The organism is Moraxella sp. CTOTU47915 (assembly GCF_031986685.1).
GTDB classification, from domain to species: domain Bacteria; phylum Pseudomonadota; class Gammaproteobacteria; order Pseudomonadales; family Moraxellaceae; genus Faucicola; species Faucicola tetraodonis.
Window position 1 is genome coordinate 70,221 of sequence record NZ_DAMAAE010000004.1, and the last position, 26,032, is coordinate 96,252.

The 26,032-nt window shown below is 45.0% G+C and carries 16 protein-coding genes and 1 tRNA gene; 10 read left to right on the plus strand and 7 right to left on the minus strand.

Features of this window, described 5'->3' with window-relative positions:
• Positions 1-19: 19 nt before the first annotated feature.
• A complete protein-coding gene (gene rsmD, locus RTL34_RS04730) occupies positions 20-643 on the plus strand; it encodes a 16S rRNA (guanine(966)-N(2))-methyltransferase RsmD (protein WP_312114979.1) in 624 nt (207 codons plus the stop codon).
• Between the two features lie 108 nt (positions 644-751).
• Here the strand turns inward: rsmD and RTL34_RS04735 are convergent, their stop codons facing one another.
• Entirely contained in the window at positions 752-997 is a 246-nt protein-coding gene (locus RTL34_RS04735) for a hypothetical protein (protein ID WP_007115268.1), read from the minus strand.
• A 388-nt stretch (positions 998-1,385) separates the two neighbouring features.
• On the opposite strand from RTL34_RS04735, the gene RTL34_RS04740 reads away from it, so the two are divergent.
• The gene (locus tag RTL34_RS04740) at positions 1,386-2,774 is read left to right on the plus strand and encodes a deoxyguanosinetriphosphate triphosphohydrolase (RefSeq protein WP_312114980.1); all 1,389 of its coding nucleotides are present in this window, start codon (positions 1,386-1,388) and stop codon (positions 2,772-2,774) included.
• Between the two features lie 115 nt (positions 2,775-2,889).
• On the plus strand, positions 2,890-3,513 hold the full coding sequence (locus RTL34_RS04745; RefSeq protein WP_312114981.1) for a TetR family transcriptional regulator: 624 nt from the start codon (positions 2,890-2,892) through the stop codon (positions 3,511-3,513).
• A gap of 98 nt (positions 3,514-3,611) precedes the next feature.
• Here the strand turns inward: RTL34_RS04745 and RTL34_RS04750 are convergent, their stop codons facing one another.
• On the minus strand, positions 3,612-8,378 hold the full coding sequence (locus RTL34_RS04750) for a translocation/assembly module TamB domain-containing protein (RefSeq protein WP_312114983.1): 4,767 nt from the start codon (positions 8,376-8,378) through the stop codon (positions 3,612-3,614).
• Between the two features lie 149 nt (positions 8,379-8,527).
• Positions 8,528-11,785 (minus strand): BamA/TamA family outer membrane protein, encoded by a 3,258-nt coding sequence (locus RTL34_RS04755; protein ID WP_312114985.1) that lies wholly within the window; start codon positions 11,783-11,785, stop codon positions 8,528-8,530.
• A 129-nt stretch (positions 11,786-11,914) separates the two neighbouring features.
• Here RTL34_RS04755 and RTL34_RS04760 point away from each other — a divergent pair, with 129 nt between their 5' ends.
• Together RTL34_RS04760 and RTL34_RS04765 are read left to right on the plus strand one after the other, a co-directional pair.
• Positions 11,915-13,237: an MFS transporter gene (locus RTL34_RS04760; protein WP_312114987.1), complete on the plus strand. Its 1,323-nt coding sequence runs from the start codon at positions 11,915-11,917 to the stop codon at positions 13,235-13,237.
• Positions 13,238-13,517: 280 nt separating this feature from the next.
• On the plus strand, positions 13,518-14,330 hold the full coding sequence (locus RTL34_RS04765; RefSeq protein WP_144917788.1) for a peptidoglycan DD-metalloendopeptidase family protein: 813 nt from the start codon (positions 13,518-13,520) through the stop codon (positions 14,328-14,330).
• Positions 14,331-14,453: 123 nt separating this feature from the next.
• On the opposite strand, the gene pdxA is transcribed toward RTL34_RS04765, so the two are convergent.
• Complete coding sequence (pdxA, locus tag RTL34_RS04770) at positions 14,454-15,506, minus strand: 4-hydroxythreonine-4-phosphate dehydrogenase PdxA (RefSeq protein ID WP_312114990.1); 1,053 nt, start codon at positions 15,504-15,506, stop codon at positions 14,454-14,456.
• A gap of 315 nt (positions 15,507-15,821) precedes the next feature.
• Here pdxA and RTL34_RS04775 point away from each other — a divergent pair, with 315 nt between their 5' ends.
• A complete protein-coding gene (locus RTL34_RS04775; RefSeq protein WP_312114993.1) occupies positions 15,822-16,223 on the plus strand; it encodes a hypothetical protein in 402 nt (133 codons plus the stop codon).
• A gap of 77 nt (positions 16,224-16,300) precedes the next feature.
• On the opposite strand, the gene RTL34_RS04780 is transcribed toward RTL34_RS04775, so the two are convergent.
• A tRNA-Arg gene (locus RTL34_RS04780) sits at positions 16,301-16,376 on the minus strand.
• 148 nt (positions 16,377-16,524) lie between these two features.
• Between RTL34_RS04780 and dnaE the strand changes: the two genes are divergently transcribed.
• The 4 genes from dnaE (at position 16,525) to cysE (ending at position 22,518) form a co-directional block, all read left to right on the plus strand.
• Positions 16,525-20,094, plus strand: a complete 3,570-nt coding sequence (dnaE, locus tag RTL34_RS04785) for a DNA polymerase III subunit alpha (RefSeq protein WP_312114995.1) — start codon at positions 16,525-16,527, stop codon at positions 20,092-20,094.
• A gap of 172 nt (positions 20,095-20,266) precedes the next feature.
• Positions 20,267-20,611 (plus strand): Hpt domain-containing protein, encoded by a 345-nt coding sequence (locus RTL34_RS04790; protein WP_312114997.1) that lies wholly within the window; start codon positions 20,267-20,269, stop codon positions 20,609-20,611.
• 24 nt (positions 20,612-20,635) lie between these two features.
• Positions 20,636-21,472 (plus strand): RNA methyltransferase, encoded by an 837-nt coding sequence (locus RTL34_RS04795; protein WP_312114998.1) that lies wholly within the window; start codon positions 20,636-20,638, stop codon positions 21,470-21,472.
• A gap of 119 nt (positions 21,473-21,591) precedes the next feature.
• Complete coding sequence (gene cysE / locus RTL34_RS04800) at positions 21,592-22,518, plus strand: serine O-acetyltransferase (RefSeq protein ID WP_409418205.1); 927 nt, start codon at positions 21,592-21,594, stop codon at positions 22,516-22,518.
• A gap of 60 nt (positions 22,519-22,578) precedes the next feature.
• Here the strand turns inward: cysE and RTL34_RS04805 are convergent, their stop codons facing one another.
• Both RTL34_RS04805 and gpmI read right to left on the minus strand, forming a co-directional pair.
• Positions 22,579-24,111, minus strand: coding sequence for a S41 family peptidase (locus tag RTL34_RS04805; protein WP_312115002.1), 1,533 nt, complete (start codon positions 24,109-24,111; stop codon positions 22,579-22,581).
• 23 nt (positions 24,112-24,134) lie between these two features.
• Positions 24,135-25,757 carry a 2,3-bisphosphoglycerate-independent phosphoglycerate mutase gene (gene gpmI, locus RTL34_RS04810; protein WP_312115004.1) on the minus strand — a complete coding sequence of 541 codons (1,623 nt, stop codon included), beginning with the start codon at positions 25,755-25,757 and terminating at the stop codon, positions 24,135-24,137.
• Positions 25,758-26,032: the final 275 nt, after the last annotated feature.

The following is a 26,032-nucleotide window of genomic DNA, read 5'->3' on the forward strand; positions in this document are numbered from 1 at the left end:
AAAATATGATGTCCAAAATATGATGTCCAAAATTAGCAAACGAGCCAATAAAGCGACCAAATCCCCGCTAGTTTCTCACGTCCGTATCATCGGCGGCGAGTATCGTCGGCGTTTGGTAGCGTTTATCGATGCCGATGGGTTGCGGCCGACCCCTGACCGTGTCCGAGAGACAGTATTCAACTGGCTTGCCGATGATTTAGTCAATGCCAAGGTACTAGATTGCTGTGCGGGTAGTGGGGTGCTCGGTTTTGAAGCCTTATCGAGAGGTGCCAAGCAGTTAACTTCTATCGAGCCTAACCATGAGCAATTTAGGCAAATTAAAGCCACGCAAGCCCTGTTAGGTATTGCTGATACAAAAATTGTGACAATGGAAGCTACGATACAACATGCCTTACCACAACTGGCAAAGACCGAGCCGTTTGATGTGGTGTTTATCGACCCGCCTTATCAACTAGCGTTATGGGATACAATTTTGCATGGGTTAATCAACCATCAGTTAATCCGTTCGCAGACATTACTGTATATCGAAAGCGATCAAGATCACACACAGTTGTTGGAATCATTTACCGCATCACTTGAACCACTCAAATATAAAAAAATGGGGCAAATTTTTGCCGGCATTTATCAGCTAAAAGCGCTTTAATTTAAAGCATTTCAATTCAAAGCCCTTGAACTTAGCCATTAAAAAACCGACTGGATTAACCCAGTCGGCAGATATAATAACCATTCACGCCTAATAGCAAACCCACTATTAGCTTTTAATGCATATACCCACTTGTACGGCAGAAGCTGACGGACATAAATATTTTGATGACTGTCCTTTTAAGTTGTTGGCTTCATACAGATAACTGACCCCAACCACCATCAAAAATGTCACCACGAGCGCTAACATAATCACCAGCACAACACTATGAATGTTGATTTTGGATTGATGGCGCGTCACTTCTACACTATCATCGGCATCTTTATCGTTCGTATTGTTAGCTTGATGGATCATAAATTGTGTCCTAAAAAATTTGAAATTTAACCGATTAAATTTCATTGTGTTACTTTTTTTAGCAAACAACCATGGGCTAAAGCTATAGGTTGTATTGCCACAAAAGCTATGTACATATGTACAAAGGTAATCAAACATTACATTTATCTTATATTGATTACATTCTACAATGTATTTGTTACTAAATTATAACAATAATAAAAAATTACACAATTGTTTTATCAGAAAAATTCCTATTTGGTCATTTTTTGCGATAAATGGTATAGTGTCATCAAACTTTTGAAAAAATATTCATCCAAACTGGTTAATAATCAATTATCTAGCTAGAATCAATTAGCTAGTTAGTTAATCCCATTCACCCCATTTTTCTGTAAGACTGAAAATAATAATGAAAAAAAATACACACAAGCAATGGCAAGCGCTGTTATCTGCCAAACCTATCTATCATAGCAATCAGTTTACCCAATCCAAGACGTCAAGGACGGCATTTCATAAGGACTATGACAGGCTGGTTTTTTCGCAATCTTTTCGCCAATTGAATCAAAAAACCCAAGTGCATCCGTTAACCCATGAGATGGGTATTCATACCCGCTTAACCCATTCGCTTGAAGTGTCTTGTATTGGTCGCTCGCTAGGGATGATGAGCGCGGAGAAACTCGGTAATGACTTGCCAAGCGGCTTTACGATTTCGGACATGGGAGTCATTGTGCAGGCAGCTTGTTTGGCACATGACATCGGTAATCCCCCATTTGGGCATGCAGGTGAGCAGGCGATTCGAGATTGGTTTTTTCAGCCTGCGCAGCGCCAGTATCTAAGGCGGCTTACCCCACGCCAGCAAATAGATTTATTAGCGTATGAAGGCAATGCGCAAGGCTTTCGACTGCTGACCCGTAACGAGCATCATCCTGATGCAGGTGGCATGCGCTTGACAGCGGCAACACTGGGCGCTTTTATGAAATACCCTTATCTTTCTACACCTATCAATTCAGTCAGTGACAGTGACTCACTGCCCTCGCCGCTGACGCTCAAGAAATTTGGCTGTTTTGAAAGTGAAGCGCCGTTTTTGCATGATTTGGCAGAGCAGCTGCAATTACCCAAAACCCAAAGGGGTTATGCGCGGCATCCATTGGCTTATTTGCTAGAAGCCGCCGATGATATTTGTTATGCACTGATTGATTTGGAAGATGGGATTTTACTGGGTATGTTAGCGTATCATGAAGTTGAGCCCCTGCTGCTCAAACTCGTCGGTAAACGGCTTGGCGTACCGCCTGAAGTCATGACCAATGCGCCTATCACCCAAAAATTAGCCGCCCTACGGGGGCGAGCAATGCGGCGATTGGTAGACAAAGTCACTGATGCCTTTGTTGCCAACCAAGCCGCCTTATTGGCAGGTGAGCTGACGGGCAGCTTATTTGACTACTGCCCCAATAACGTACGCAGTAGTATCAGTGAAGCCAAAAGCCTAGCCAATACCCGTATTTTTCAACATCCAAGCAAAGTACGCGTTGAAATCATGTCAAACCGCTGTTTACATACGCTACTTGATGCGTTTATGCCGCTGGCGTTGACGGGTGATTCCACAGACAGTATTTCTCAGTTTGAGCAATTACGCCTGCTTAATCTATTAAATGCCCATTTAAGCAATGTTAGTCGGCAATTAGGGGATGATGTTTATCAAAATATCTTGTGTATTTTAGACATGCTGACTGGCATGAATGATCATGAAGCCTATCGGCTCGCGCAAGCGTTAAAGGGCAATTGGTCGGTGAATATTTAAACCTCATCGCTGAGCTTCAATCATCAATCGTCAATCGTCAATCGTCAACGATTGTATATTTGGCGTTTTCGGCTTAGAATATTTTTCCTTATTTAACCCGCTGATTGGATACCTAATGACTAGCCGTGACTTGCAAAAACGCCAAACCCGTCAAGCCTTTTTTCAATCGGTGCTTCAGTTATCGAGGTCAGGGCATGCGTTTTCGTCGATTTCACTTCGCCAGATTAGCCGCGAAGTGGGCGTAGTGCCAACGGCTTTTTATCGCCATTTTCAGGATATCGATGAGCTTGGCACCTGCTTAGTCAATGAAGAACTCGGTCACACGCTGCAAAATCTGCGCGATCATTTGCAGCTGGGTCGTACCCGAACGCATGAAGGGCAAATTGCCTCAAGCGTGCGTTTCTTTTTGGAAAGTGTGGAGCACGCGTCATTGCACTGGCACTTTATTGTCTCTGAGCGCTATGGTGGTAACCAAGCTGTGCAAAATGCACTCGATGAGCAAATCAGCTTGTTTGCGCAAATCATGACCGATGATTTGGCCATGCAGCCTGCCTTTGGACATTTAAATCAAGAAGTGCGCCTGCTGATTGCGGATATGGGCGTGAATATGTATTTTTCTTGGGTGTATCAATGGCTCAAATTTGACCCCACAGAGATACAAGGTAAACAAGAGTATCTCAATCGCTGTATCAAACAGGCGCAAGTGCTGTTTTATGGCGTCCGTAATTGGTATCCTTAACCAAAACTTAAGCTAAAAAACAGTGAAACCAACAGACAGTGAAACCAAAAAAAGGCTGAGCATCAAATCAGCCTTTTTTATTACTATTTATTAACCCATTAATAGCGCCAGTTATAAATCAAATCGACAGAGTTATTGATGGCAGATTTAGCCTCAATGTATAAGCGTCTTGTTAATTGATAACGCATACTGAGCTCAGGCTGCGAGGTGAACACGCCTACCCCATAACGTATAAACAAGTCTGGGGTGATATACCCCGTTAGACTGACCAAGGTGTCATTGCCCGAGCCATTGGCATCTAACGTTAAACGCTGCAACCCAAACGCCCGACCAATTTGGTTGGTAAATTGGCGCGTCCCGCTTAAGCCATAACTTAACCCTGCTGCGGCAATGGTATTGTCGACGCGGTTTCTAAAGTCTTGTTCGTTGGTATTTTGACCTGAATTGTTATTTAGACTACCTGTCACCCACGCATTCATCGCCTGCTGTTCACTGAGTCCGCCATTATTAAACACGGTAATATTTGGCGCACTGGTGCTGCCTTTGACTTTGACACCCACTTGTACGCCTTGCACGTCTTTTACTGCCTCTACGTTTAGCAGTGGTTTCATCACTTCACCATTGAACCGAACTTGCGCAAAGTTTAGAGTCAAGCTTTGCCCAAATACTTCGACTTTTGAGCGGCGTGATACTTGCACCACGCCTTCTGCTTTCATGGTGCCTTGACCGCGCTGGGTAATATGCAGTGCACCCGCCAATGGTAAGCGTGCCCCAAAACCTTGGAAACTTATGCGCTCGCCGAGATCGACACCCACATCCGCGTTGATATTCCAAGGTTGGGTGACTTTTAGTACGTCATCAATCTGACCCATCAAGCGTCTATCAATCACGTTAACATCTGGGGATTTGCTCACCACATTGCCTGTGGCCTCAGGGGGGCGAATGGTGGCGCGAGGCACATCAATCACGCCGACGATATTCACGTAGCGCTGGCTAGGTTTGACAATCACATCAAAAATTGGATTAATAATGGCAGAAATCGCAGGGGGCTGACTCACTTGCAGCGCTTTACCTTGCAACTTCAGCTTGGCTTGCAGCTCACGTGTCCAGTCAACTGTACCGGTAATGGTGCCTTGACCATCGCCTGCACTGGCAAAAGACCCATCAATAGAGGCTTGATTGCCTGCCACGTGCGATAACACATTAATCTTATCAAAGCGCATCGGCACGCCTGTGATGCTAAGACCGGCATCTTGTAGCTCAATATCGCCCACAAATTTGGGCTGCATTAATGAACCACTGATTTTACCTGCCACAAGACCGTTACCGGTCAAGCGTTCAAACGATGGGAAGAAAGGTTTAAATACCGCCAAGTCAATATCTTGAAAAACAACAGTGCCTGAAATCGGTTTTGACTGTATGTAGGGATTGACGGTGGCGTCCAAATAACCATTGCCCGCGCCATTGGCTGTTTTGATATCTGCACGAAGTTTTAGCCCTTCTGCGGTTGAACGCGCAATGACACTGATACGCTCATAGGCAATGGTCGTTGGATTTTCTTCAGGGGTTTGTGGGGCAGTACCAAATACCCCGTTATCGGTAAAGAAGCTGGCATTGATACTGGGTCGTTGGTTCTTCTGCCAATGAACGAGTGCGGTGCCGTTGAGTTTTCCTGACCAAGCGATATCACGCGGCATCACCACAGAGAAAATTTGGCTATCAATTTGTTGCACGCTGACATCGACATTGCCTTGCTCATTACTGACCACGAGGTTGTTTTTTAGACACAGACTGCCGTTTTGACCCACCATTTGCCAGCAGTGTGCCGCCATTTGTACATTTAGGTTTTGCCAGCCAAATAGCATTTGGGCGGGCTGTAGCTGTTGCAACTTGGCATATTTGGTACCAATTTGTCCATTACCAAGCAGACCCGACCACTGTTTTTTGGCAAGATCGATACGACCTTTGAGCGTCGCTTGCACTTGTCCTTTGGTACTATCTGCTTTGACATCCAAGGTGTGATTGTCTTGGGTACCGTTAAAATACAATTGCACAGAGCGCAGCGGTTGATTGGCGATGTTGATACCCGTTGCAGTCAATTGCAACTGACTGGGTGATTTGGCAAGATTGACCAATTTACCGGTGACTTTGGCATCGAGTACCACAAAGTTTGGCAGTGAAATGTTACGCCCGACTAAATCCACATAGATGTTAGGCAGGGCTTGGTTGTTACCTTGGGTTAAGACAATACCGCCTTTAACGATACCTTTTAGCTGCGGCATGAGCTGATTGAGTGTGCTGATATCGACACTGGTCACTAGTTGATTTTGGTTGCCATTGGCGGTGATGCGATTGCTGCCCCATTGTACCAATAGATTATTGGCTTGCAGACTTTCAACAAGACGGCGGATTTGTCCGTATTTTTGATTATTGGCGCTATTTTCAATGACTTGGCGCAGACTACTCAGGTCTTTTGGCAAATTCAGTTTTGCGGTCAATTGACCCGTTGCCATCAAAGGTTGATTTTTTAGTCTGCCTTTGAGGTTCATATTGGCGATATGAATATACTGAGCGCCTGCCCGCCAGTAGCCATCGGTATTGATGGTGCCGGTGATTTGGCTTGGCAGACTTGGCACAAAATAGCTGGCATCAAAATTTTTCATGTCAGCACTGATATGCCAGCCGATACCATTGGTCATATCAAAGCTACCGTTGGCGTTGATGTAGCCTTCTTTACCTTGATGACTAAATTGATTAATTTTGAGCTGTTGTGGCGTACCTGCAATATCAAATTTAAACACGCCTGCGGGTACGTTTGGCGCGTTGAGGCTACCATCAAATTTGGCGGCGATATAAGATAACTTATTGCCCAGTAGATCGGCACGTACTTTGCCTGCGCCTTTTAATGCTAAGTGTTTTTTGCTATTGTTGGCGCCCAATAAATCCCCTGTCATGTCAATTTGGTTGATAGTGACATCATGACGGGTCACAACTGCTCGATTGGCTTGGCGGAGCTGTTGCAGGGTACCGCTGGCAACCACATTGCCTGTCAAGTCTTGCAGCGGGATGCTATTTAAAATGCTGTGGGCATTTAAATGATTGGTTTTGGCATTGATTTGCCAAGCTAACGGCTGATTGCCGCTCGCTAGTTTGATTTTACCATTGCCTGCCAAATTACCTGCCACGCCTTGATACACCAATTGAGTGATGTCAACCAGCTGACCTGTTTTATTGACATCGACTTGGTAATTACCGCTTGGGGCTTGATTGAGCTTTAGTATATTGGCATTGACTTGCGCTTGTACACTGCTGGGTCGCTTGCCGTCTGCCGGCTGAAAAATCACCTGCGCTTTGCCATTGGGACTGTTAAGCTCGCCAATGCTCGGTAAATTGTGACGTATCAGCCGTTGCCAATTGGCATCGATAGTATAAGGTTTATGGTTGCCTTTGGCTTGTCGGATATCGGCATTGATAATTTCACCGTCATCTTGGCGCAGATTTGCCCGTACTTGCATCGGCAATTTATCGGTTGCCACATCATAGACGATGCCTAATTTGCCTGTTAAGGTCTCTGGCGCATAGGGGGCGATGTCTTTTGACAACAACTGACGAATCTTAAAGCCATTCCCCGTATTCATGAGGGCAATACGGGTGCGGTCATGCCAATCAATCGTGCCTTGACTCGTCAATGTCCCTTGCGCGACTTTAGCCGTGAGATATTCGATACTGAGTTTTTGATTGGCAATCACGCCGCGACCTTGATAATGGCCATCGGGGATATCTTTGGCAGTCAAATCAGCATTGATACGCAGCTGAATATTATCGGACACCCCTGTAGCGGTCGCTAAGCCATTTTTTAGATGGATGTTTTGACTGGTGGCATAGGGCAATAACACATCTTTCCATTCAAGTTTGGCATTAAATGGCGCGTTTTTGTCCATCGGCTGCGCCGTTAAATGCCCAGTAACATCCGATTTATTGTATTTACTCTTTATATCCGCGGTCAAAAATTTCAAACTGCCTGTGGCATGGGTATCAAGCGCATCGACATACACTTTTGACAATGAATTGACGATGACCAGTCCTGTCACATCCAGCGGATAATCATGCTGCAGGTCAATTTTGCCTTTGACTTTATCGACGCTTAATAAATTGTTATACGCCAACTTGCCTTCGTCAACCGTGATTTGGGTATCATACCAAGTAAACTTTTGGATATGCGCTTGTTTAAAATCAATAGGGTCGCGGGTCACTTGCTGATAACGCACTAAATTCGCTTGTACGTCATCTAAGGTTAAGTTAACAGGCAGCGCAATGCGTGGGTAATCAAAGGGTTTATTGGAAGGTGGTTTTTTGTAGGTGATGACCATGCGATTGATGTTGGCTTCACGCAAATGCACTTGTTTATGGATGAGGGCGCGCCAGCCAATTTTGACATAGGCTTTATCGACGGTGACTTCAACATAATTTTTTGGCGGTTTATCAGGAATTTTAAGATCGTAAACCCAAATGCCATCGCGAAGATTGCCTTTGCCATATTTTAGGCTGATACCTGTTTCTTGAACGATGGCATTGATAAGTAACCGTGTACCCCACGGGGTGCCGACGGCATAATAAGCCCCTAATAAAACTGCTATCAAAATAACGGCTAACACCATCACGATTTTGGTGACAAGACCCTGTCGATACCAGTGCCGAAGCCAACCCGCCTCTTTTTTTGCAGGGTCTAAATCTTCACCGTCTGGACTTTTAGTTTTTAGATTTTCAGTGTCTATTTTAGCGTCTAGGTCATTATCTACCAACGATTTATCGTCAGGCTTGGTGCCATCTTCGGGCAATGAGTCGTTGTTATTATCGTCTTTCATTAATATCGCAAATCAATCGTTGGCTAACTACAAAAACACAGGTTGTATGCGCTGTATATTGGATAAACCTCACATACTAGCAAAGTTTTATCCAAAAATCTTAACTAAAAACCTTGCATAAAATAATGCCGTGATTTTTAGCCAAATTATTATAACGGTGAGCCGATAAAGAAGTGTAAACGGACATCGTTGTTATCCCCTGTCAGACCTTTTGCCACATCGAGCCGTACCAAGCCTATCGGTGATTGCCAGCGGATACCTGTACCGATACTGACCGCCGTTGCGTTATCATATTCGCCAGTTGTATCATACGCATTACCAAAGTCAGTAAACACAGCGCCACGAAAGCTCGGTCTAAACTCATAGTTATACTCTGCCGACCCTACCGCTAAGGCATCACCGCCGACTAAGAAATTTTCGCCGCCATAGGTCGGTCCTAAACTATCGGTGTTGTAGCCGCGGATACTAGAATCACCGCCTGCAAAAAAGCGTGAACGATAAGGCACATCATAAAAATCACCGCTATATAGATAACCCAAATCCAGTCGCCCAATCACTTGTTGTTTGTTATCTTTGCCAAAAGTATACATCCCAGTACCACCCGCACGTAGAATGGCCATATTGGTGTCACTCAGTGCCCCTTTAGCACCGACTTCAAGCGAATAACGTTGGCTATAACCCCACATTGGCGTCAGCATATTGTCTGCTACCGTTTTATTAATTGCATAACCCGCTAACAAGGCTTGTTGGGTATAATCCGATGCGTAGTTGTTAAAAGGATAAGGCAAGCTATCGGTGCTATATTTTTCAGGATCGACTGTGAGTTTATCGCCGCGGTAGCGCAGCGAATAGGTGCGATTCCAACCACTATCATGATAAATATTGCGGGCAATACTGGCATAGACCGTGTCCGCCTCAAAGGTGTTGACTAGGTCATCAACTTCTTTGTGTTGATAGCCGACTGTGCCTGTTAGTTTATCGTTGAGGGGATGCTTATAGGGTAAACTGGCAGTAAATTCCACCGCTTGATCGACTTTGGATAATGCTACTGATGCCCCAGTCTGCAGACCACTTCGGTTAACCAAGTTGTTTTGATATTTACCAGTCAAGCGCACGCCTACGTCCGTTTCATAACCCAAACCCACCTGTGCCTCATGCGGCTTGGTGGCATTGAGTACCACATAGGTTGGGATTTGCTTTGTTTCATACACTTGTTGTGGCGTGAGCTTTGGTATGACTTGGTCTTCTCGTGGTTTGATGGGTAAGTCTTTGTCTTTATCCAGTTTTTTTGCCGTTTTACTGACCGCATTGGCAATGACCACCAGCGGATTTTTACTTTTATTTTCAGCCTCGGGTGATAATTCCATATCTTCGGGTGCGGCCAATAAATTTTTGGCTTTTCGGCTGATGGCATTGAGACGTTGTTCGGTCGAGTCATCGACTTCAAATTGAATCGGCGCGATGTCATTGGGGTCTTGCACCTGATTGACGGTTTTTTGCGTCGTGCTATCGACAGTACCTGCGGATTGAAGTTCGGATGACTGACTTTGAGCTGAGTTGCTTTGAGTTGAATTGCTTTGAGATGCGAGACTTTGATCGGTTGAATTGGCGGGTGAAATACCGGCGGCTGTATCAGAAGTGTCAGCGGTATTGTCGGCTGTGGTATTGCTGCTGTTGGCATCGCTGAGCGTCGCCGAGCCCGATTGTTCAAATGCAATATCACTTGCTGCTTCGTCTGATGGCATGATGACATCCACATCCACCCCATTAAAATAACGGGTGGCAGTCAAATTGTTGGTAAATTCGGTGACAAAGGGTTGATAGTAGGCATCGCCTTTTTGGTACGTCATTAATGCTTTGAGCAGCTTTGGCTTTAAAGGCAGCTTATCTGGGTCATCGGTCAAATTGCCTTGCTTATCAATGCTATATATCTTCACATCATCAAAGTGATAGCGAGTTTTTGTGTCATAAATTAGGTCAACATCGGCAGTATTGTCCGGCAAAATAATATCCACCGAACTATTGAGCCATTTGGCATCAAAGTAACCATTGGTTTGCGCGACGCCTTCAATCGTGGCCTTTGTGGCTTTATAGATACCATGACTGAACACATCCCCTTCTTTGGGCGGGATTTCTTTTTCAATCACAGGATACACCGGCAGCGCGTTATCGCCTTCCCCACCTTCACCACGGATATCAATGATGCGATTTTGCACGATGACGGGTTTGCCAACCTCTAAGCTGACTTGGATATTGTCTTTGCCCAAATGCTTAAAGGCGATTTTAGTGTCATAAAAACCCACCGCCTCTGCCGCATCTTTGGCAATTTGGCGTAATTTGTTCACACTGGCATTAAAATCCGACACCGATTCGACGGTCACTTTTTCCAACGCCGCTTTGATATTACGCGCAGGCTCGAGTTTGGCATCTGCATTGGCAAAGCTGATATCAATATAGTTGAGCCCTTCCCCGCGACCAATGATTTTGTTTTTCAAACGCGCCACGATGCCTTGCGGCTCTGCTGTCACGGTTGAGTTGGCTTGTGGGGTGGTCAATGCCGTTGTTTGCTGTTGATAGGCGGGCAAGTAATCATTGGGATTGATGGTGTCGGTGGATTTGATATTGCTGGCATCATTGGCGACGCCTTGATTACTAACATTCTGATTAGCAACATTTTGGTTAGCGATATTTTGATTAGATAAATTGGTTTGCTCGCTTACCTTTTGATTAATCGCGTCGAAATTCTGTTTTTCGGCGGTCAGCTGCTCAGTGACTTGCGCTTGGGATTGCGTATTTACGGGTGCAGGCTTGCTATTGTTGATTTGATTGGCAACCGACTGCGGCGTGGCTTGGTCTAATGCTTTACTGTAGCCGACACTAGGTTGGTTTTGTTTCAACGTCGCCACAGGTTGGTTAAAATTATTAAAGTCTGCCAAGGTCTGATTATCGAGTTGTTGACCAATTTTATCTTCAACGCGCTGCTGATTGAGTTGATACAGATAAGGCTGGGCGGTGTTGGCATCGGTAGTGATACTATCTTGCCCAGTTGCCGCAGGCGTGGTATTTTGCGTTGCCGTGGTGCCCTTGCTGTCATTGGCGGTCGTGTGCGCTGCGCTGTTCGTGGTTAGCGTGCTATTCGTTGCTGAGCTATTAGCTGAACTACTAACAGTAGCTGGCATTGTTATTGTTGGCGTTTGTGCCCCCCAAGCAGGCACCACACCCATACCAACCAAAGCAATGGCCAAACGTATGGGTGTCAAGCGAAACAGCGAATGATTTGATACGCTAGATTGGGTCGGGCTTTGATAAGGATTTGACGATAGTAGAGAAATGGCATGAAAAAAACCAAACGGGTTATCGGCCAATGCGGTTGACGGACGATAGGGTAGCAAATTTATTGGTTTCATGATAAAAATCAAATCCTTGAGCGAGCACTAGGCGATTTTAGCATAAACATTTTACTAACCAAACATTTTCGCAACCCTTTGTAAAATATTTGTTAAGATAGTCATCATCAGACATTTCTAGGATTGCTCATGAGTACCCAATTTGCGCTTTTTAAATACAAACGCTTTAGCGCCATGTTTGCTACCCAGTTTTTAGGGGCATTTAATGACAATGTATTTAAGCAAGGTTTGATTCTAGTACTGACCTTTATGGCAGCGGCAAAATTGGGGATGCGTGTCAGTTTGCTCAACAATCTGGCGGCGATGCTATTTGTATTGCCGTTTTTTTTGTTTTCCGCCTTGGCGGGTCAAATTGCTGATAAATATGAAAAATCTTGGCTGACAAGGCTGATTAAAATCCTTGAAATCGTCATCATGGTAGTTGCCGCATTTGGGTTTGTGTTTGAGATTTATCCGCTATTATTTGTGGCGTTATTTTTGATGGGCACCCATTCGACGTTTTTTGGTCCTATCAAATATGCTTATCTACCCCAAGCCATGACTACCGATGAGTTGGTAGGAGCCAATGGGCTGTTCCAAATGGGCACGTCACTGGCTATTTTGACAGGGATGATGCTGGCTGGCGTATTGATGAAATTAGACAGTCCGCTGTTTTGGATATCTGGGGTGACGGTTTTTGTGGCGATTATGGGCTACTTGGCTTCTCGGTTTATTCCCGTCATGACTGCGCCACAGCCTGATTTGACCATCGACTGGAATATCTTTCGTACTAGCTGGCAAACCATTGCCAATTTATATCGCTTACCGATTATGTGGTTTACCATTTTGGGTAATAGTTGGTTTTGGTTTTATGGTGCCACGTTTTTGACCCAAGTACCTGAATTTAGCAAGTCTATTTTGCTAGGCGATGAAAGCGTCGTGATATTTTTATTGACGCTGTTTTCTGTCGGTACGGCGCTCGGCTCACTGTTATGTAAAACGTTGACTAAAAACCAAGTGAGTTTAAAGCTGTTGCCCTTTGGGATTGCAGGATTGACGATTTTTGCGATTGACTTATACTTCACGCTTTCAGCGATGCATTTGCCGCCCCTCGCCAACAGCGCGCACTATAGTATCGGTATGATTTTTGCCACGCAAGGTGCTATTCGTGTGTTTGTCGATTTGTTTTTATTGGGTTTCTCAGGCGGTATTTATATTGTACCTTTATACGCTTATATGCAAGCTTATTCACCTGAAACAAGCCGTGCTCGCATTATCGGTGCCAACAATATTTTAAATGCGGTATTTATGGTGGGTTCGGCGATTTTTTCGATTGTTTGTTTGACGCTATTTAACGTGAGCCTGCCGATGCTATTTGCGATTGTCGGGGTGATAAATTTGGTCATAGGCATTTGGCTATTTTTAAAACTAAAAAAATACAGCCCTGCCAAGCCAATTATGACCCATGAATAACACCCTATTGCCCTGTTCAATCAGCCTATTTAATCGCCCTATTAAGTTAAATAGTCCGTACAAATTTTTAGGAATGCTAGGCAACGGATGGATGGCAAGCAATGGATAAATAAGGGGCTTTACGGCATTTTTTCATTTGAGTACAAAATGTTGCTGTTTGTTATCGTTTGGCAAAGAAACGTTGTTGTTAACTCCAGTTACTTTGTAAGTGGTTAAAAGTTAGTTACTATACCCTGACTTGTTGTAATTTTTTTTGTATCACTTGCTAGGAATGACTGTTATGTTTGCCACTTATAAAACACTCTGCACGCCCAAACTGGTAAAACTCAGTGCGATAGCCTGTACGGCGGTGTTGATGACCGCTTGTGCTTCACAGAAGATCGCGACCGTGGATAAGCGCCCTGTGTATGTACGGGGTGTCCCCAACTATTATATAGTTAGAAACGGCGATACTTTAAGCAAAATCGCCACCACTTATGGACTAGATTATCGTCGGGTTGGCGCGCTCAATGGGCTCGATAGCAACTATACCATTTATCCAGGGCAACGCTTGATTTTAACCTCAGCAAGTAGTCCCACTTCTTATCGCCCAACGACCATTCGCCCTGTGACGGTCAATCAATCATCCCGCCCGTCTAACCCGACTTATTACCCACCTAGACAAGCCAATAACTTATCAACCCCGTTACCGATGCCAAACCAAGTCATCGTGCCAACCAGCAGCTTGTCACAAGGTTGGTTACGTCCTACGAATGGCAATCTATTGCGGCCGTTTAACCAGCAAACAGGTACGTTAGGTATGTGGTTTGGCGGACAAGCAGGGGCAAATGTTGTCGCCAGCCAGCCAGGTACGGTGCTGTATGTCGGTAGTGATTTGCCAGAATATGGCAAATTGATACTGATTCAGCACAACAGCGACTACATTAGTGCCTACGCGCATTTGGGAAGTTTTGCTGTACAAGAGCGCCAAACGGTACAAGCGGGTCAAACTATCGGTACCGTTGGGACGGACAATAATTTGAATCAACCTGCCGTAGAGTTCCAAATCCGATATCGGGGTACGCCAGTGAACCCTGCCAGTTATTTAAAATAATTAAATAGCTGCTTAAAATAGTTAAAAATCTATTTAAAATATCGCAATAAAAAAGCCAATCCATGACGATTGGCTTTTTTTGTGAGCCTAATTATCGGTGAGGATAATTATCGGTGAGGATGATTAGTGGGCAATCGCGGTCGCCATGTTATTGGCATAGTCAATCGCACGATACAGACTATCGGCACTCGCTTTGCCTGTCCCTGCCAAATCCAGTGCTGTGCCATGATCGACTGAGGTGCGAATATAAGGCAACCCTAAAGTGATATTCACGGTTTCGCCAAACCCATGTGATTTGAGCGGCGCAAGTCCCTGATCGTGATACATGGCGATAATGGCATCGGCAGTGGCGATATGCTTTTGGGTAAACAAGGTATCGGCTGGCATCGCCAAACTAATATCAATACCTTGATCGCGATAGTGCTGTAACACCGGATTGATGATGTCAATTTCTTCTCTGCCTAGATAGCCTCTTTCCCCGGCATGAGGATTGAGTCCACAGACCAATATTTTTGGGTGAGTGAGACCAAATTTTTGCTGACAATCATGGATGACAATATCAACGGTTTTTGCCACTTCTTCGTGGGAAATCGCATCGGCGACCGCACGCAGGGGCAAATGGGTGGTGACTAAAGCCACTTTCATCAGGCTATTGGCGAGCATCATCACCACTTTATCCAGCCCCGACTGCTGCATAAAAAATTCGGTATGCCCCATAAAGTCTGGCAACACAGTCATAATCACCGATTTTTGCAGTGGCGCGGTGACAATTGCAGCGACTTGTTTGCTGATGGCGAGCTTATGCGCCAGTTGCAACTGTGCGATGACCATTGGCGCGTTATGAGGATTTAACTGCCCTGCTACCACAGGTTGTGCTGTCGGCACATCCACCACCAAAATAGTATCATGCGCTGAGGGTTGCGCAATTTGCGGTAAATCTTTTAACTCATGTAACTCATGCGTCGCTAATTGTTGAATCATCAATCCGTCTTTTACAGCGCCTTTTTGTTTGAGCTCACTATACCTTTCTTGCAGCGCGTTGATATCTGCCAACACAATGACAGCGCGATTGGGCAGATTTAATTGCTGTCTGTCAGCAAGCATCAGTATGATATCCATGCCAATACCCGCAGGTTCGCCCGAGGTAATTACTAAGGGAAGACTTTGCGTGGTCATTTTTATACCTTTTGATAAACACTGATAAAACGATTCGGTTTAGTAATTATTGAATTCATTAACAATAATGCGGCTTATAGTTAACTTGATAAAATAGTTCCATGCTCATGAGGTCAACTAAAACTCTGATTACACGGATGATGGTTAGCGATTACCAATGGTTTGATTAAATGAAATCTAATTATTTGCGTAATGTTAAGTAAGTATTGTATACCCAATGAGTTTGCTATTATTAACTTAATTTAAATCAGTGTATAATAGCACTACACTTTACTGTCAATCCTGTATTTTACTGTTGTTATCAATGGAGTCCCTATGGCTACCTATGAACATATTAATCAAAAAGTTGAAAAAATGTGTCAGCAATCTGAAGATTTTTCAGTTCGCGTACCACAAGTCATGCAGCGCCGCATCTATATGATAGCGAAACAAAACCCCCTCAATAATGCCAAAGAAATGAAAGAAATGGAACGCATGGTGACTGAAAAACCCATCGCATTTTTTGAATCTTGGACGCAAATGGCTTGGCAAGCGCTCGTTGCGCAGCAAAATATTGGGCAATTAATGTTTTCAAACTGTATGAAATTAAGCGTGGGTCAACCGATTTCCTTGCAAAACTTCTTTTATGCTGTCAACCAAGAAGCGCTGCATGTATTAGAAAAAGGGATGCACCCTATCTATAGCCGCGTTGCCGCCAATGCCAAACGTTTAAGCTAAGCTTTACTTTTTTTCAACCACACCCAATAATTTTTTATTGGGTTTTTTATTTTTATAGGTTTTTGATGTCAAAAAACTGGTACGCCCAGCGGGACTTGAACCCACGTCGGTCGCTTAGGAGGCAACTGCTCTATCCAGTTAAGCTATAGGCGTAAAGGGCTACTATTTTATCATATTAAATCGTAAATGCTTAGCGTCCACTGATACTTTTTAGGCACTTTGTTGCTGATTTTGTAGGTTCGCAGTTTTGCAATTCATAGTATAATAGTGGGCTAAAGATAAACCGCGATAAAGGCAATCCATGGCATTTGTACACTTTGGTATTCACACCGAATTTTCTATCACTGACTCGATTGTACGCATCAAAGCGCTGGTCAAAGCTGCCAAAGCCGACAACCAACTGGCGCTCGCCATTAGCGATTTATCAAACCTGTATGCCACGGTCAAATTTTATAAAGCTTGCTTGGATGCCGGTATCAAGCCAATTATTGGCTCTGAAGTCTGGCTTGAAAATGATAATACGACAGTAACGCTACTTGCCAGCAACCAAATCGGCTACAAGAATTTGACCAATATCGTGTCAAAAGGCTTTGTTGATGGTCAAGTAATGGGCAAACCGATTATTCAGCGTGACTGGATTTTTGAGCGCAGTGAAGGGGTGATTGTGCTGTTCACCGAAAAATCAGACGTCGGTCAAGCCATGTTATCAGCTCACCCAGAAAAAGCTGATAGCCTACTACAACAATGGCAAACCATATTTGCCGATCGTGTCTATTTTGCCATTAAACGCACCAAGCGTGCCAACGAAGACCGTTTTATCGAGCAAGCCATTCGCATGTCCAATGCCTTTGATGTGCCTATCATTGCCCATAATGACGTGCGTTTTTTAACAGAAGATGATTTTGAAGCGCATGAAGCACGGGTGTGTATTGCCAATTCGCAAGTGCTTGCCGACCCCAATCGCCCACGTGATTATTCCTCTGAGCAGTATTTAAAAACCCAAGATGAGATGACTGCCCTGTTTAGCGACATGCCAGCGGTGATTGACAACACCTTGGATTTGGCAAAACGCTGTAACGTCATTATTCCTATGGGTCATCACGATTTACCCGAATTCCCCATTCCCGAAGGCGATACCATCGAAACTTTTTTCCGGCGCACTGCCCAAGAAGGTCTAGAAAAACGCCTTGAAAAACTCTACCCCATCGAAAAACGCGACGACAGTTGGGCCGAAAAACGCAAGCCATATGATGCGCGTTTGGAGTTTGAACTCACGACGATTTTGAATATGGGTTTCCCCGGTTATTTCTTAATCGTGATGGACTTTATCCGCTGGTCAAAAGCCAATGATGTGCCTGTAGGTCCTGGTCGTGGCTCAGGCGCGGGGTCATTAGTAGCGTATTCGCTCAATATCACTGACTTAGACCCGCTAGAATATGACCTACTGTTTGAACGGTTTTTGAACCCTGAGCGGGTATCCATGCCAGACTTTGACGTCGATTTTTGTATCGAAGGGCGCGACCGTGTCATTGATTATGTGGCGCAAAAATACGGAAGAGAAGCAGTATCGCAAATTATCACCTTTGGTACGATGGCGGCAAAAGCGGTGGTGCGTGATGTCGCACGCGTTCAAGGTAAATCGTATGGTCTTGCTGATAAAATCTCCAAACTCATCCCCAAAACCCCAGGTATTTCGCTGGCTGAAGCGGTTGAAGCCGAACCACAGCTCAAAGATTTGCTTAACAATCCTGACAACATGGATTATGAAGATGCCAATGAGATTTGGGAAATGGCGGTACGGCTCGAAGGGATTACCCGAGGCGTTGGTAAACATGCAGGGGGCGTACTTATCGCACCGACCAAAATCACCGATTATAGCGCAATCTACTGTGATGAAGAGGGTCATCCCGTCAGTCAGTTTGATAAAGACGATGTGGAAGCAGTTGGCTTGGTAAAATTTGACTTTTTGGGTCTGCGCAATTTAACAGTAATTAATGCGGCAGTAAAAAATATCAATGCACGCCGCGCTAAAGAGCAACAGCCACCGCTTGATCTTGAGACTTTACCCTTAGACGATAAGCCCACCTACACGCTGCTACAAGATGCCCATACCACCGCTGTATTTCAGCTTGAAAGTACCGGCATGAAAAAATATTTGGCCAAGCTGAGACCGACCAATATTGAAGATGTCATCGCCATGTGTGCGCTGTACCGCCCAGGCCCTCTCGATGCCGGAATGGTCGATATGTACATTGACCGTAAACACGGCCGCGAAGAGGTCATCTATGACCATGACCGACTTGAGCCGATATTGGAAAATACCTATGGGGTGATTGTCTATCAAGAACAGGTGATGCAAATCTCGCAAGCGATGGCAGGCTATAGTCTAGGCGGTGCCGATATGCTACGCCGCGCGATGGGTAAGAAAAAACCCGAAGAAATGGCAAAACAGCGCAGTATTTTTGTGGAAGGGGCGATTGATCAGGGCATCGATGATAAACTTGCAGGCGGCGTGTTTGATTTGATGGAAAAATTTGCCGGCTACGGGTTTAACAAATCACACTCAGCCGCATACGGCGTGTTAGCCTATCAAACCGCCTATTTAAAACACTACTACCCTGCCGAATTTATGGCGGCGGTCATCACCTCGGATATGAATAATACCGATGGCGTGGTGTTTTTTATCAATGATTGCCGCGAAAATTTTGGTTTAAAAGTAGAAAACCCCAGCGTTAACCACTCCAATTGGGCATTTGTGCCGATTAACCCGACGACCATTGTGTATGGGTTAGGCGGCATTAAAGGCGTAGGTGAAGGTGCCGTAGAGTCTATCGTGGAAGCGCGAAACGCGGGCGGTGAGTTTACCGATTTGTATGATTTTTGCCGCCGTGTTGACACGCGAAAAGTCAATAAACGCACCCTTGAAGCATTGGTTAAAGCAGGCTGTTTTGATAGTTTTGCGCCAAAATTACAACCTGATTTGCCTGCGGATGAAGCTTATCACATTCGTGGCGCGTTACTTGCCGAATTGCCAAAAGCGGTACAAGCAGCCGAGCAACAGCGTAGCAATGACAGCCTAGGGATGATTGATTTATTTAGCGATATACAAGAAGTCACTGCGCCGCCCCCATTGCCCCGTGAGCCAGTCTGGACAGATGCTGAGCGCTTAAAAGGCGAAAAAGACACGCTAGGACTTTATCTGACCGGCCACCCGATTGATAGTTATCGCGATGAGTTAAAACGCTATACGCCAAAGACATTGGGCGATTTGAGCGAAACCAGCTATGGCGAAACCGTATTTTTTGCAGGCTTGATACTCGATGTGGCAAACTTTGGTAATCGCTCAGTGATTACGCTCGATGACGGTACAGGTCGTATCGAGGTGAGTTGTTATGCCGAGCGCTTTGCCCGCGTCAAAGACAAGCTTAAAGTGGAAACCGTGGTGATCATCGACGGCTCTATTCGTGAACGCGATGGCACGTTTTATGCCAGCCTACAAGAGGTAATGACTTTAACCGATGCGCGCAAACGCTGGCTAAAAAAAATCAGCATCAAAATTGCAGGTCATGATATGGCACTGTTTGAACAAATACAACAATTGTTAGCGACCGCCAATCACTCAACAATTCACTATTTATCGCATCAGTTTAATCACCCAGCCGACAATGCCCAATTTGCGGACAGTCAGCCCGCCAATGCATTGGCTCAATCGGGTCAATTAGGGGTACCGATTAACCTATGTGTGTATAACGACTATGCGATCGCCCATCTTAATATGCCAACGCATTGGCAAATTGTGCCGACAGAAGAGAATTTTGGCAAACTCAAAAGCTTGGTCAATGAAGAAGATTTGCATTTACATTTTAGTTAGCGTCTGATTTTGGTGAATTTAGCCGATAAACCCATCATGCGATAAACGTTTGTATCCCTTAAACTGACTTTCATCAAAGTTTTGATAAAATTCAATGAGATATGGGCTAAAATAAGCCAATCAAATTTAATCAATGATGTTTTATTCAATGCCCCATCAACAGGAAACTCTCATGACTCAGCCCTCCCATATCAACTTGCCCCAGTTTGAAGAATTAAGAGCGTTACTTGACGAAGATTTTGTCGATTTGATTCATACTTATATGGAAGATAGCTTACAACGTTTATCGGAAATGGAGACAGCGTATGCCAACTTAGACAACCGTTTGGGGTATAATGCAGCGCACGGCTTAAAAGGCGCTAGCTCTAACCTTGGCGCTACCGAGCTGACCGAACTTTGTTATAAACTGCAAGAAATCTGCCGCACGGGTCATATCCATCAACATGAACAATTGATTGAAGAAATCAAAGCGGAATGCCAAGCAGTGAATGACCAAATACAATCGCTTATTGCGTAACGACTGGCTAAAATTTGACAACCCATGGTAACGACTGACACTAACGCTTCCCCGCAACCCTTCTCAACCCTTGCGGCATTTTTAGCCGGTATTCGCATTGTGATGGTGAATACCACCTTGCCTGCCAATATTGGCTCTGCCGCCCGTGCCATGCACACCATGGGTCTAACGCAGCTCACGGTAGTGGCGCCCAAACTACCGATTGACGAAGATGCCTATGCCCATGCCGCAGGTGCCAAAGCAATTTTAGACGCTGTGACCATTTGTGACACCCTTGAGGAAGCCTTGCAAGATTGCCACTGGGTAATTGCTACCAGTAGTCGCCAACGCCATATTCCAAGACCCGTGTTATCGCCCCGACAAGCGGCTGAATTGATGGTCACTAATTTTCAAAACCTTGACGATTTAATGACAGATGCTGCGCATCGCAATTGGCAACTTGCCATTGTGTTTGGCCGTGAAGATCGGGGTTTAACAAATGAAGAGCTGCAACTGGCCGACTACCATATTCAAATTCCTGCCAATGCTGAGTATGGGGTGTTAAATGTGGCGGCTGCGGTTCAAGTGATTGCCAGCGTTTTTTACGAAACCGCCGAATTGGCATTGACGGCAAAAACAGCGGCTGAAAAATCCATTGATTTGACTTTTCGCCAGCAGTGGGATGAGCCGCCTATCTCAAATGAGCAGCGTTTACAGCTAGAAAATAGGCTGTTGGCATTGCTGGAGAATTTAGATATCTACAACCCTGCCCAATCTAAAGTGATGCCTCAGCGTATTAATCGACTGCTTAGTAGATTACAGCTTGATATCAAAGAATATCAGTTACTGCAAGCCACCATCGCAAAATTACTTAAATCCTAAGCTTGTTTAAAATTTTCAAGCAATTGATGAGTTCGTGATATCATAATCACTTAAAATTTTTAAAATCGGTAGTCAGTATGTTGTCCGTCATCCAAAATTTATCCAAAAAAACCCAGACCATCAAAGCAGAATTACAAGAGGACATCCAAGCGGTGTTTGACCGTGACCCTGCGGCACGTAACACGCTTGAAGTGCTGTTGACTTATCCTGGCGTCCATGCGCTATTGATTCACCGCGTCGCCCACAGTATGTGGCAACACAATAACAAAGGCTTGGCACGGTTTGTATCCTTTGGCAATCGATTTTTGACCGGGATTGAGATTCATCCTGCAGCAAAAATTGGGCGGCGATTCTTTATTGACCATGGCATGGGCGTGGTCATTGGTGAAACCGCTGAAATCGGTGATGACGTCACCTTGTATCACGGCGTCACGCTCGGTGGGGTATCATTAAGTGAAGGCAAACGCCATCCCACCCTGGAAGATGGCGTGGTTGTCGGTGCAGGTGCCAAAGTATTAGGCGGATTTACCGTGGGTAAATATGCCAAAATCGGCTCTAATGCTGTCGTGGTCAAAGAAGTGCCTGCCGGTGCGACCATGGTAGGCGGCGCGGCGCGTTTGATTCATGATAAAGCCAAAGCGGAGCAAATGGGGCTTGATAGCTTGGCAAATAATGGGGTCACCCCAACTGACGACTATATCGAAAAAACCGTCATCAAAAAAACAACCGATGCTGAGCAGATGAAAGCGGTTGAACAAACCTCCATCAATACCTCTGCTACCAATGAGGATGATTGCAATAAAATTAAGTTAGAGCAAGCGGGCGTTTTTCATCAATATGGCATTGACCCAAACACCCAAGACCCTGTGGCAATGACTTTTATCAAAATGCTCGAGCACATTCGCCAGTCTGAAGCGCGCCTTGATGAATTGCAAAGTGCGATGTGCAAATTGGATCCAAATTTCTGCAAAAAACACTATACCAAACTTGATGTGCGTGATTTGGATGCCGTCGATCCGCAATTTTTTATGGAAGATGAATTGTAAGATAAATTCCACCCGATGATAAATATGACAGATTATTGGGTGACGGCTTAGGTGATGAGCTTAAAAAGACTGAGGCGTTGGCGTAGGTTTAAGTAAAAATTGGTTGCTTCGTTTGGTGGTTTGCAAATCCGCTAATACCTGATCTTGCCAACTCGTTTCTGCACCCGTCAAAGTCACATCCGGTTTGACGCCTACGCCATCAATTTTCTCGCCTTTACTTGAGTAATAATGCGCGACCGTTAGCTTTACCGCTTCGTTATCATTGATGGGTACAATGCTTTGGATAGAGCCTTTACCATAACTGGTTTCGCCATACACCTTAGCTCGTTGGTTGTTTTGTAGCGTACTGGCTAATACTTCAGCCGCCGAAGCAGAATAACGATTTTGCAACACCACCAACGGTAAATCGGCAAACTGGGCTTTGCCGTGGGTGCGCATCACCTCTTGTATGCCCTGGCGATTTTTAATCTCCACCACCACTTTATCGTTCATAAATAAGCTTGCGATATCATTGGCAGCTGACAACACGCCACCTGGATTATTGCGCAAATCGAGTACCAGCACGCTAAAAGGCTGATTTAATTTGGTGAGTGCCATTAAAAATTGCTGCTGGGTATTGTTTTGAAACACGGGGATTTGCACCACCGCAGCACCATTAATGATGTTGGTGCTCATGGCTTGTTGTTGTACCAAGGTTCTTTGCACCACTACCAGATGTTTACGACGACCTTTATCCGAAACTAACAAGCGAGCCGTTGTCCCTGCGATGCCTGTTAGCAGCTGCTCGACATCTTGTGGGGTTCGCGTGCTGTCTAGCTTATTATCATTGATTTGATGCAAATAATTGCCGCGCTGAATACCCGCTTTTGCAGCAGGCGAGTTGGGCAGCACGTCATCAAACACCCAGCTATCTACATCGGCATGAAAACTCACACTCACACCAATACTGCCAATATCGCCTTCGGTAAATAACCTTAAGTTTTCAAACGCGTTCGCATCCAGATATTCAGAATAAGGATCGAGACCAGTTAAAGTGCCTGCCATCGCATTGGCAAACAGCGATTCATCATCGACATTTGTCACATAGTTTTGACGGATGATATCAATCATTTTGACAAATTTTTCGACTGTGACGGGTGATACTGCGCCCAACGCCACTTGCTGGATTTGCCCAGAAGCTGGCGCGATGGGCTGAGTGTCTTTTGGCTGAGTGTCTAGGTTTGGCTGAGTAGCTGGATTAGTCACCATAGGCGTGGTTGACGTAATATCCACTTCCCCGCCATCGTCAGCGCCGTCATCCGTCGAATTATCATAATCAGCGCCATCTGGTACAGCATTAGGTGCATTCACCGCACTAACGGGCACGGCAGTAGGATTAGTACTCGCAATCGCCTGAGTGATTGCAGGTTTTAATGCCGTTTTATTGGTTTTTGCCGCAACTGAGGTAGCAGATTTGACCGGTGGTTTGACAGGCGCACTGACAGTCGGTCGGTTAGCAGCATAACCCAATGACCCTATCCCCCACAATGCCAGCGCTATAATGTGTCTTTTGAAAGTAGGGTTGGATAGTGATTTCAGACGCTGCGTTACCATACGATAGTTGTACCCATTAACTGTTAATTTGCTACGATTAAGCTTTCACCTGTCATTTCGGCAGGTTTGGCAAGTTGCATTAAGTCCAATAAGGTTGGTGCTACATCCGATAGCTTACCACCCGTGCGAATGTGCACGGTATCAGTCGCTTGCTCATTGACATAAATAAATGGCACTAGCTCTGTGGTGTGCTGGGTGTGTACCTGTCCGCTATCATAATCTTGCATTTGCTCGACATTGCCATGATCAGCGGTAATCAGTAAATGGCCATGATTGGCAATCACACAATCGGCAATGGTTTTCACACAGTTATCTAACGTTTCGACGGCTTTGACAGCGGCATCGAACACACCTGTATGGCCTACCATATCGCCATTGGCATAATTCACAATCAGTACATCATACGCACCGGAATTGATGGCATTGGTCAATTTTTCAGTGACTTCTGGCGCACTCATTTCGGGTTGTAAATCATAAGTAGCAACCGAAGGCGAGTTGACCAAAATACGCTGCTCCCCTTCAAATTCTGCTTCGCGCCCACCACTAAAGAAGAAGGTCACGTGGGCGTATTTTTCGGTTTCAGCAATGCGCAGTTGGGTTTTGCCTTGCGCTTGCAAATACTCGCCCAATGTGTTGGTTAGCGATGTCGGTTCAAAGGCAATACTGGTCACGTCATTGTTTTGTAATTCATCGGAATATTTGGTCAACATCACAAATTTTGACAGTGTTGGCAGTTTTTCACGCGTAAAGCCATCAAAATCAGCGGACACCAGTGCTTGGCTGATTTCGCGGGCGCGGTCGGCACGAAAATTCATAAAAATCACACTGTCATTGTCTTGGATAGTACCAAAGTCAGCGTTTTGATTAGCATAACGCACCCAAGTCGGTTTGACGAACTCGTCACTTTCACCTGCGCCATAAGCTGCGCTAATCGCTTCAGCACCTGATTGCACCACCCGTTCTGCTTTGGCTTGGGTCAGCAAATCATACGCTTGCTGTACCCGGTCCCAACGTTTATCCCGATCCATCGCAAAGTAGCGACCAATGAGACTGACCAAATAAGCCGTGCCCTCATATCGCTGATTAAGCGTGGCAAGCACTTGTTCTAATTGTGCGACATAATTGTCTGCACTTTTAGGCGGCGTGTCACGACCGTCCAAAAATGTATGGATAAAGACCTGCTTTGCACCCTGTTGCAATGCCAGCTCCACCATCGCAACAATATGATCTTGATGCGAATGAACTCCCCCATCGGATAACAATCCCATGATATGCACATTAGCTTGTCGGTCATTGGCAAGCTTTACTGCTTCGGTTAATGCAGGGTTGCTAAAAAATTGCTGTTCACGGATTTCTTTATGAATACGGGTAGAGTCTTGATACAAAATACGACCTGCACCCAAATTCATATGCCCGACTTCAGAGTTACCAAACTGCCCTGCGGGTAAACCCACGTCTTCACCTGACCCTGAAATCAACCCATGGGGATAATGCTGATACAAATAATCAAGGTTTGGGGTGTGCGCCGCGGCAATCGCATTATCACGCTGATCTTCGCGATGTCCAAAACCATCTAAAATCATCAATACATGGGGGATTTTTTTAACCGTCGATTGATGGGTAACCGAGTTAGACGCTTGATTCATTGTTGCCTCTAGAAAAGCTAAAATAAGGAAAATACAAAACTAGTATTAAAAAAATTTTGAAAATTATAGCATAGCTCGCTCAATCTCTTTAACCCAGATTTTGCGTCATTCTGTTAACTGCAAAGCCTGTTAACTGCTAAGCGATATTAAGCGAGATGATGAGAACAAAAAACCTTGTGATGTGTGTTGAGGGTTTGAATGGTATTTTGACCGTCAAGTGTGATTAATTTAATCAATCATTGAATTAATGCGCGAGCTTTTGCATCATCTTAGGT